Here is an 8948-nt window from a genome sequence, read left to right on the forward strand (position 1 = left end):
GGCGGCCAGCCAATCCGCCGCTGAACAGATGCTCGCCCGCCACCGCGATGTGCGCCATGTCTATCTTGCATCGGGTTCGTGCCTGCCGCTGCGCCCGGTCTCGGAGCTGACCGAATATCTCGCGGCGCGCCCGCATACCGATTTTATCGAAAGCGTCACGACGACCGAAGTTGGCTGGACCGTCGGCGGCATCGATATCGAGCGCTTCACCCTGCGCTTCCCTTTCTCGTGGAAAAAGCAGCGCCGCTATTTCGACCGCTACGTAGAGCTACAGCGCCGTATCGGCTTCAAGCGGCGCATTCCGGACGGGCTTGTGCCGCATCTGGGCAGCCAATGGTGGTGCCTCACGCGCCAGACGCTCAGCGCGATCCTCGAAGACCCGGATCGGTCGCTCTATGATCGCTACTTCAAACGGGTCTGGATCCCCGATGAAAGCTATTTCCAGACGCTGACGCGGCTTTATGCAACCTCGGTGGAGAGCCGGTCGCTGACGCTCACGAAATTCGATTTTCAGGGCAAGCCGCATATTTTCTACGACGATCACCTCCAGCTTCTTCGGCGCTCGGATTGTTTCGTCGCCCGCAAGATCTGGCCAAAGGCCGATAAGCTCTACAGAACCTTCCTCGCGCCGAGCAATGGCAGCTCGGCAATGGCCGAACCCAATCCCGCCAAGATCGACCGGCTGTTCTCGAAGTCGATCGAGCGGCGCACGAAGGGGCGGCCGGGGCTCTACATGCAAAGCCGCTTTCCCAAAAAGGACCATGAGAACGGCAAAACCTCGGCACCCTATTCGATCTTCCACGGATTTTCCGACCTGTTCGAGAATTTCGAGGGCTGGCTTTCGAAATATGTCGCGGCCCGCGTACATGGGCATCTCTTCGCACCCGGTGCTGCGGAATTCGCAGGGGGCGAGACGATGTTCAATGGCGGGCTCACCGACAGTGCGGTGCTGCGCGACTATGACCCCCGGGCCTTCCTGACAAACGTGATCTGGAACTCCCGCGGCGAGCGGCAGTGCTTTATGTTCAACCCGCGCGACAATCAGGATAACAACTGGTTCACCGCAACCGATCCGAACGCGCAGATTTCGGTGATCACCGGGACTTGGGCTTTGCCGCTTTCGCGCAAGAACGAGAATTTCACGACGATCCGGCGGGAAGCCGCGCGGCTGCAAAAGCTGGAACTGGATCACCTCGCGATCCTGCAATCGATGTATGTGAAGGCGCGGGTGCGGATCTGGTCGATTGCGGAATTCGTCGAGAACCCGATGGAGCCCCTGCAAACGATCATCGACGAGATCTCACCGCGCAACGCGCGCCGACTGACCGAAGCACCGCAGATGGTCGACCTGACGGGCTTTGGTCAATTCCTGCAAAACCTCAAGAATCAGGGCATGCAGCCTCTGGTCATGGGGGACTTCCCTCTGGATGATGGCGCGCGGCGCACGGACACCCGTCGCGGACGGCCCTATCTGGTGAAGTAAACAATGCCCAAATTCGACACCTTCGTCATCTTCGCGGAAATGCGGACTGGCTCCAACCTTCTGGAGGCGGCGCTGAATGCGCTGCCCGGGATTCACTGCCATGGCGAGGCGTTCAATCCTGTCCTCATCGGCTATCCCAACCGCAAGGAGCTGCTGAGCATCTCGCAAAGCCAACGCGACGCCGACCCGACCGTTCTGTGGAAAGCGATCCGGCAGGCCGAGGGGCTCAATGGCTGCCGGTTCTTCCACGATCACGATCCGCGCATGCTCGACACGTTTCTCAACGATCCGAAATGCGCCAAGATCGTGCTAAGCCGCAATCCGATCGAGAGCTATATCAGCCTCAAGATCGCGCGGGCGACGGGGCAGTGGAAGCTGGGCGATGCCAAGCACCGCAAGCGCGAGAAGGCCCAGTTCGACGCCGCCGAGTTCGAAGCGCATCTTGAGGCCCTGCAGAGCTTTCAGGTCAGCCTGCTCAACGCGCTTCAAAAATCGGGGCAGACCGCATTCTACATCGATTATGAAGATGCGCAGTCGCTTGAGGTGATCAACGGGCTTGCGGATTGGTTGGGTCTGGAAGGTCGCCTTTCGGCGCTTCCCGACACGCTGAAAGTGCAAAATCCCGAGCCTTTGGACAGCAAGGTCGCGAATTTCGCGGGCATGGAAAACTCGCTGGCGCGAATCGACCGCTTCAACCTGTCGCGCACCCCCAATTTCGAGCCCCGCCGTGGCCCCGGCGTGCCGGGCTTCATCGGTTGCAAAGAGGCGGGGCTGTTATACATGCCGATCCGCCCGGCGCTCGACGTCCAGATCCGCGACTGGATGGGCAAGATCGGTGGCCTCGAAGAAGGGTTCTCGCAAAAGACCCTGCGCCAGTGGAAGCGCCGCCAGACCGGCCATCGCAGCTTTACCGTGTTGCGCCATCCGCTGATGCGCGCCCATCTGGCGCTGAGCGCGGTGCTGGAATGGGACAGCCTGCTGGAGACGCGTGCGATCTTGCGCAAAAGCTACAAGCTGCCCCTTCCGGAAGAGGGTAAATCGCTGCCTCCCGAGCAATGGGGAGAGGCGCTGCTGGCCTTCCTCGCTTGGATCAAGATGAGCATCGCCAATCAGACGGCGCTGCCGGTCAATCCGCTCTGGGCCACGCAATCGACGCTGTTGCAGGGAATGGCGCAGTTCGCCTTGCCTGACCTTCTGGTGCGCGAAGACCGTATCGTGGCCGATCTTGCCTATCTGGCGCAGAGTGCCGGGCTGTCTGACGCGCCCGAATTCATCCCCGGAGAAAGCGATAGCGCGCCGGTCAAACTTGCCTCTTACTGGACGCCCGAGCTGGAGGCGGCCGCGCGCGAATGCTACCCGCGCGATTTCATGCAGTTCGGCTTTGGCGACTGGAAGGTGACGCCATAAAAAAGCGCGCCCGGTTCGGGGCGCGCTTTTCAAAATCGGGTCCGGTGCAAGCGCTCAGGCGGCCTGACGGCCTTTCGCTTCGGTCAACACGGCATGAAGCGCCGCAGGATCGGTATTGGCGCGCAGCTTTTCGCAGGTCTCCGAATCCCGCATCGTCCGCGACACCAGCGCGAGCGCCTTCAGGTGCTCAACGCCAGAATCCTTGGGCGCAAACAGCGCGAAGACAAGATCGACCGGCAAGCGATCCACCGCGTCGAAATCGAGCGGCTTGTCGAGGCGCAGGAACACACCCACGACATGATCCAGCCCGTCGAGCCGCGCATGCGGCAGAGCGACCCCGTGGCCGACACCTGTCGGCCCGAGGCTTTCGCGTTCCTGCAATGCATCGACGGTCTCCGACGCGTTGAGCCCGTAGGTCAGCGCCGCGATATCGCCGAGATCCTGAAACAGTCGCTTCTTGCTCGTTACGTTGGACAGCACCTTGACGGCGCCGGGTTTGAGCAACCTCGAAAGATCCATGTATCCCGTCTTTTCCGCGCCGCTGTCTGCTTTGGCGCTCATTTGCTGTGGCGGGGGTCGATCCAGCCCACATTGCCGTCATCGCGCCGATGCACGACATTGACCCCGCCATGTTTCTCATTCCGGAAAACGAGCAATGGTGCGTCGGAAATCTCCATTTGCATCACCGCCTCTCCGACCGACAAAGTTGGAACCTGAGTTTCCATCTCTGCCACAATCATCGGCGCCTCACTGGCTGGCTCGTCCGACTCGCTCTCCTGCTCTGCGGCGAGCACATACAGGCCTGCGGCCTCGAATTCAACCGGTTCCGCACGATCCCGGTGGTGATCCTTAAGCCGGCGTTTATGGCGGCGAAGCTGCTTGTCCATCTTTTCGCGGCAACTCTCAAAGGCCGAGTAGATCTCGGTGGCGTGCCCTTTCGCGGTGGCGGTCAGCCCGGTCGAGAGGTGAACCGTGGCCTCGCAAATGAATTCATGTGCGTGCTTTGAGAACGTGATCTGCGCATCCGTGGGACGCTGCATATACTTGTCGACCGTTTCACTCAGCTCGGTTTTGACATGGGTCTGCAGCGCCTCCCCGATATCGAGCTGTTTGCCACTGATCTGATAACGCATGGATTTTCTCCTTCACGCATTGGGCCGCGCCGCCTGACCGTGACACGGGCAGGTTGCGAGCCGGTTAAAGTCCCGAGGGAAACTGCGGATCAAAGCCGTCCGTTCCAGGCCTTGAAGCCATTGGTGGGCACGTACCGAGCACGACTCGGTGAAGGTGCGCCGGGGATGAGAACGACGATCACGCATTCAACATATTTGGGGACGGAACGGGCGGACTGTCAACGGTTGACCTGCGCACAGTTTGAACAGGTTGCAGCGATCAGCTCAAAGAATTCGGAAATTCTGCCCGAGATAGACGCGGCGCACGTTCTCGTCTTGAACGACCTCTTCGGTGGTGCCCGACATCAGCACCTTGCCATCGTGCAAAATGTAAGCGCGTTCAACGATTTCCAGCGTTTCACGGACATTGTGGTCGGTGATCAGAACCCCGATTCCCCGGCCCTTGAGCTGCGACACCAATGCGCGGATTTCCGAAACCGCAATCGGATCAACGCCGGCGAAGGGCTCATCGAGCAGCAGGTATTTCGGATCGGCGGCAAGGCAGCGCGCGATCTCGCAGCGCCGCCGCTCACCGCCCGACAGTGCCATCGCAGGCGCATGCCGCAGATGGGCGATCGAGAAATCACCGAGCAATTCCTCAAGACGCTCGCGGCGGCTATGCGGATCGGGCAGCGCGATCTCGAGTACCGCGAGAATATTTTTCTCCACCGTCAGGCCGCGAAAGATCGACGCCTCTTGCGGCAGGTAGCCGATCCCCAGCTTCGCCCGGCGATACATCGGCAGGCGCGTCACATTGCGCCCATCCAGTTTGACCTGACCTGCATCCGGGCGGATCAGCCCCGCGATATTGTAAAAGCAGGTCGTCTTGCCCGACCCGTTGGGCCCCAGAAGCGCCACCACCTCGCCGCGCGAGACATGCAGCGACACGTCGCGAATCACCGCACGACGCTTGTAACTCTTGCGCAGGCCAGTGACCTGCAAGCCATCTTCCTGATCAAGGACAGGGCGGCGCTCTATCTTGGGCTCGACCGTATCGCTCATCACTTCTTTCCCGGAGTCAGGATCGTGCGCACGCGGCCCTGCATCTGGCCCATCCCGGTGCTCAGATCGACATCAAGCCGATTGCCCGACATCACGTTGTCGCCTTGGGTCAGCAACACGTTTCCGGTCATCACCACGGTGCCTGCGGCAACATCGTAGACGGCCTCTTGGGCCTCTGCGGCATCGGTCGCCGAGACCAGCGTGACACCGCCCGTCGCATGCAGGGTCGAGATCTTGCTGGTGTCGCCCTTGGCGTAGTTCACCTCAACCTTGGGCGCCTTGAGCCGCATCTGGTCCTGCGCGATCAGCACATTGCCGCTGAACACCGCCTGCCCCGAGTCCTGATTGACGTTGAGCTGATCCGCCGTCACCTCGACCGGAGCCTTGGTATTGGCCTTCATGCCGCCGAAATTGATTTGCTGAGCCAGCGCCATGGCGGGGATCAGAAGAACCGCGTTCACGGCCAGAAAACCTACAATGCGTCTCATCACACCCTCATTGCTTCGGCTGATATACCAGCTTCACGCCTTTGTTGAAAACAAGATCATGCGTTGCACCATTGTCTTGAGTCGTCATCTGCATCGCCCCGGCATCAAGCGTGCCATAGGGCGCATCCCCATGGACCGGTCCGGGAGAGATAATGCGATCGCGGTCAGTCGCCAGCGTCATCAGGTCCGAATTCATCCGGTAACCCTTCGAGGTCTGCATCGCGACCGACCCTTTCAGCGTGACCTGCGAGACCGAGGGCTGGAACCGGCCCTGTCGGGCATTGAGATCGGTCACCACCCCGGTCTTCGAGGTGAGCTTCGCCGCCAGATCGCTGGCAACCGCCCCCGAGCCGTTGCCCGTATCGGGAAGCGCCTGCTGGGCGATCACCGACAGCGTCCCGCCGTCTTTCGTGACGCCCGAGAAATCGGGCTGGGTGAGCGCGGATTCACGCGCCAGTTTCTCGACATCAACCTTGGCATAGGGAATGGCCGCGCTCGGATCGATCCGGTTCGAGAACAAAAACAGCGTGGACAGCAAAATAAGCGCCGCCAGCGGCAGAACCAGCTTGGCCCCGCTCACAAATCTGGAATGGCGCTTCTCGTAATCCATCAGCCGATACCGGCCCGCAAACAGTCATGGATCTGGATGAAGCCGACCGGGATTTCATCTTCGACGACGAAGAGGCAGGTGATCTTGCGCGCATACATCTGGGCCACCGCGGCCTCGGCAAGCTGGCCGGGGCGGATTGTCGAGGGGCTGGCGGTCATCACCTCGGCCACGCTGCGCTCAAGCAGGCCCTGCATGTGGCGCCGCAAATCGCCATCAGTGACGATCCCGCTCAAACGTCCCTGCGCATCGGTCGCACCGATCACGCCAAAGCCCTTCTGGCTCATGACCAGCAGAGCCTCGGTCATCGGGGTGTCTTGCGTGACCAGCGGCAGATCGGCATGCATCAGATCGCCGACCGTCGCGAGCCTTGCGCCCAGCTTTCCGCCGGGGTGGAACGTGCGGAAATGCTCGGCTGTGAACTTGCGGTGCTCCATCAGCGCCACCGCAAGCGCATCGCCCAGCGCCAGCGTCATCGTCGTCGAGGTCGTAGGCACGACGCCGGTGCCGCAGGCCTCTTCGGCTGCAGGCAGCACAAGCGCCAGATCGGCCTGTTTAAGCAGCGTCGATCCGGGCCGGCTGGCCACCCCGATCATCGGGATCGAAAAGCGCCGGGTATGCGCGATCAGATCGGCCAGCTCAGGCGTTTCACCCGAATTGGACAGGACCAGAGCCAGATCGCTCTCGGTGATCATGCCCAGATCGCCATGGCTCGCCTCGGCGGGATGGACGAAATAGGCAGGCGTGCCGGTCGAGGCCAGCGTCGCTGCGATCTTGCGTCCGATATGCCCCGATTTGCCCATGCCAGAGACGATCACCCGACCCTTGGTCGCAAGGATCATTGCAACGGCGCGCGAGAATTCCCCGTCGAGACTGTCGGCAAGTGCTACAAGCCCCGCCGCCTCGATCCCGATCACCCGGCGCGCGGTCGCGCTGTAATCCGTCTCGGGCACACTCGCAGGCGCGGTCATATCAGTGGTGGAAGATGTCATTCGGTTCTCCCCATCCCAAAAGGTCGAGCTGCGCACGTGTTGGCAGAAAATCGAAACACGCCTGCGCCAGATCCAGCCGGTCCTCGCGGATCAGGCGCTTCTCCAGCGCATCGCGCAGCTTGTGCAGATGTAAAACATCCGATGCGGCATATTCTTTTTGTGCCATGCTCAGCTCTGGCGCACCCCAATCAGAGCTTTGCTGCTGTTTGGAGATATCGACGCCCACGATCTCGTGCAACAGGGTCTTTAGGCCATGTCTGTCGGTAAAGGTGCACACCATCTTCGCGGCGATCTTGGTGCAAAACACCGGGCGCGTCACCATTCCGAAGGCGTTATAAAGCGCCGCGATATCGAACCGGGCGAAGTGAAACAGCTTTTCACAGCCGGGATCGGCAAGCAGGGCGGTCAGGCGCGGCGCCTCCGTCTGGCCCTTGGCGATCTTGACCAGATGTGCATTCCCATCGCCCGCGGACAGCTGCACAAGGCACAGCCGGTCGCGACGCGGATCCAGACCCATCGTCTCGGTATCAACCGCCACCACCGGGCCCAGATCAAGCCCGTCCGGCAAGTCTCTTTCGTAAAGATGGATCGCCACGCTTTGTCCTTTTCGATCGCCTTGCCGGGCATATAAGCGCTTTGCACGCCACTTGCCAACGCGCGACCCACCCTGCGTCAGCGCAGATCAGACAGAGTCCTCCGGATCGGGCGTCCAGCGCGCCACCCGCCAGAGGTAAATCGCGATCAGAAACACAAAAACAGCGGTCGAAACCGGGTTCACCCAATCCGCGACCTGATCGTATTTCTGGTGCAGCAGATAGCCCGCGACCGTGAGAAACGCGGTCCAAAGCGCGCTGCCCGCCGTGGTGTAAAGCAAGAAGGGCACAAACGACATACGCGCCATGCCCGCGGGCACCGAGATCAACGTGCGTGCGCCCGGCACCATCCGCCCGAAAAACACCGCGACCCAGCCGTGGCGCGCGAACCATGCTCGGGATTTCTCGATATCGTGGGGCGTCACGCCGATCCAGCGCCCGTGTCTGCGCGACAAATCGCTCAACCGCTCGATCCCGATCCGCAAGCCAACCCAGTACCACAGGATCGCCCCCAGCACCGAACCCAGCGTGCCCGCCACGATCAGCCAGACCAGCGCAAATTTTCCCTGAGCGGCCATATAGCCCGCCAGTGGCATGATGAGTTCCGAAGGGATCGGCGGAAACACATTCTCCAGCAGCATCAGCCCGGCGATGCCGAGATAGCCAAACGCTGCAATGACGCCAGTGATCCAGGAAAACATCAGACCTCCCTTTGCGATCCTACGCCTATCGCGCATCAGAGGTTCCGTCAGAATCGAAAAACCCCCGCCGAAGCGAGGGTTTTGCGGGCTCTGGTAAGGAGCTTGGTGCCCAGGAGAGGACTCGGGTATCATTTGAAAACAATAAGTTAGCAGTTGATGATCGTAAAAACATCGTAACTGCAAACGAAAACGCCGCGACCTCGGCAAAGGTCAGCGGCGCAAAAGACGTAGTGGAAAGCGTCCTGTCTTGCGGTGAGTATATCGCAACCTTCCACATCTTGGCAACACATTGGGGGGCGCTGGCATGAGTATTTCTCAGCAAATCCCAGACCATATCAAGAGCGTCTCCCGTTGCGTGGGATATGCGCTCTGGCTGTCTGATATTGACGCTCTAAGTGGGCTGTCTGCTGTTCTGACCGCTCGCCTATCTGCCAAGGATCGCGGCGCGCTTGCGTGGGCTGTCCTGCGCGCACTGACGCCCGAACAGATCATTGAGGTTGCAA

11 protein-coding genes are annotated in these 8948 nt (G+C 60.8%); 3 read left to right on the forward strand and 8 right to left on the reverse strand.

Annotation, left to right across the window (positions count from 1 at the left end; genetic code table 11):
• The coding region (locus DL1_RS19960) for a DUF5927 domain-containing protein (protein WP_038069945.1) at positions 1 to 1483 on the forward strand (1483 nt) is incomplete at its 5' end.
• A gap of 3 nt (positions 1484 to 1486) precedes the next feature.
• Positions 1487 to 2890 (forward strand): hypothetical protein, encoded by a 1404-nt coding sequence (locus DL1_RS19965; RefSeq protein WP_038069947.1) that lies wholly within the window; start codon positions 1487 to 1489, stop codon positions 2888 to 2890.
• Between the two features lie 54 nt (positions 2891 to 2944).
• Here the strand turns inward: DL1_RS19965 and DL1_RS19970 are convergent, their stop codons facing one another.
• From DL1_RS19970 to DL1_RS20005, 8 genes are all read right to left on the reverse strand, one after another.
• Positions 2945 to 3409 (reverse strand): PTS sugar transporter subunit IIA, encoded by a 465-nt coding sequence (locus tag DL1_RS19970; protein ID WP_038069967.1) that lies wholly within the window; start codon positions 3407 to 3409, stop codon positions 2945 to 2947.
• A gap of 38 nt (positions 3410 to 3447) precedes the next feature.
• The gene (hpf, locus tag DL1_RS19975) at positions 3448 to 4023 is read right to left on the reverse strand and encodes a ribosome hibernation-promoting factor, HPF/YfiA family (protein ID WP_038069949.1); all 576 of its coding nucleotides are present in this window, start codon (positions 4021 to 4023) and stop codon (positions 3448 to 3450) included.
• Positions 4024 to 4287: 264 nt separating this feature from the next.
• Positions 4288 to 5064 carry an LPS export ABC transporter ATP-binding protein gene (lptB, locus tag DL1_RS19980; protein ID WP_038069950.1) on the reverse strand — a complete coding sequence of 259 codons (777 nt, stop codon included), beginning with the start codon at positions 5062 to 5064 and terminating at the stop codon, positions 4288 to 4290.
• Positions 5064 to 5552: a lipopolysaccharide transport periplasmic protein LptA gene (gene lptA, locus DL1_RS19985; protein ID WP_038069954.1), complete on the reverse strand. Its 489-nt coding sequence runs from the start codon at positions 5550 to 5552 to the stop codon at positions 5064 to 5066. Before lptA ends, lptB begins: the two co-directional genes overlap by 1 nt.
• A 7-nt stretch (positions 5553 to 5559) precedes the next feature.
• Complete coding sequence (locus DL1_RS19990) at positions 5560 to 6162, reverse strand: LPS export ABC transporter periplasmic protein LptC (protein ID WP_038069956.1); 603 nt, start codon at positions 6160 to 6162, stop codon at positions 5560 to 5562.
• Positions 6162 to 7151 carry a KpsF/GutQ family sugar-phosphate isomerase gene (locus DL1_RS19995; protein WP_038069959.1) on the reverse strand — a complete coding sequence of 330 codons (990 nt, stop codon included), beginning with the start codon at positions 7149 to 7151 and terminating at the stop codon, positions 6162 to 6164. The genes DL1_RS19990 and DL1_RS19995 overlap by 1 nt, the downstream gene beginning before the upstream one ends.
• On the reverse strand, positions 7132 to 7746 hold the full coding sequence (locus DL1_RS20000; protein ID WP_038069962.1) for a ribonuclease D: 615 nt from the start codon (positions 7744 to 7746) through the stop codon (positions 7132 to 7134). Before DL1_RS20000 ends, DL1_RS19995 begins: the two co-directional genes overlap by 20 nt.
• 87 nt (positions 7747 to 7833) lie before the next feature.
• Complete coding sequence (locus tag DL1_RS20005; protein ID WP_038069965.1) at positions 7834 to 8445, reverse strand: DedA family protein; 612 nt, start codon at positions 8443 to 8445, stop codon at positions 7834 to 7836.
• 304 nt (positions 8446 to 8749) lie between these two features.
• Here DL1_RS20005 and DL1_RS21985 point away from each other — a divergent pair.
• Positions 8750 to 8948 (forward strand): hypothetical protein (locus DL1_RS21985; protein WP_211250655.1); only part of this gene is annotated, 199 nt, incomplete at its 3' end.

It is taken from the genome of Thioclava dalianensis, from assembly GCF_000715505.1.
Taxonomy (GTDB): domain Bacteria; phylum Pseudomonadota; class Alphaproteobacteria; order Rhodobacterales; family Rhodobacteraceae; genus Thioclava; species Thioclava dalianensis.